This is a genomic window from Streptomyces sp. WG5, assembly GCF_049974565.1.
Taxonomy (GTDB): Bacteria; Actinomycetota; Actinomycetes; order Streptomycetales; family Streptomycetaceae; genus Streptomyces.
Map to the genome: position 1 here is coordinate 1 of NZ_JBNGGC010000200.1, position 528 is coordinate 528.

Below are 528 nucleotides of genomic sequence, written 5' to 3' on the forward strand. Positions count from 1 at the left end.
GCCGGTGATTGTGCTGCATGCCGAATGGGATGCGGATCTGCCGAGCTATCTCGCGCAGAACTACGTCAAGCAGCTCAAGAACGCGCCGTACTGGCGGCTGATCGAGATCAGCGAAGGCACCCACACGGTGATGATGGAAAAGAACCGGATGCAGTTCTTCCGCGAACTGATGAACTTCCTCGATGAGGAAAAGCCGCTTGCCTTGAAATGAGCAACGATAACAATAAAAAAGGCCGGGTTTGACCCGGCCTTTTGCTTTGGTGATCCAAGGACGCTGGCGCTTATGCCAGTTGCGACTCGTACGCCTTCAGATGGGTGTAGACGATGCGCAGCAGCGGCACATTCAGTGCACCCTTCTTGTTTGTTTCGGCACGATGGATCAGGTCGCCGATGATCTGGTCGGCTTCGATACGCGCATTGCTGCGGATATCGCGCAGCATCGATGCCGTCATCTGCGATCCCGGTGCGAACAGCAGGCCGCCGGTGCGCTCCAGAAATTCAGCGCGCGGCGCATAACCTGCAGCGTCG

2 protein-coding genes are annotated in these 528 nt (G+C 57.2%); one reads left to right on the forward strand and one right to left on the reverse strand.

Annotation, left to right across the window (positions count from 1 at the left end):
• A partial coding sequence (locus ACP4IX_RS36605) for a hypothetical protein (protein ID WP_426559011.1) occupies positions 1–211 on the forward strand: 211 nt, incomplete at its 5' end.
• Positions 212–281: 70 nt separating this feature from the next.
• Here the strand turns inward: ACP4IX_RS36605 and ACP4IX_RS36610 are convergent.
• A partial coding sequence (locus tag ACP4IX_RS36610) for a ketopantoate reductase C-terminal domain-containing protein (protein ID WP_426559013.1) occupies positions 282–528 on the reverse strand: 247 nt, incomplete at its 5' end.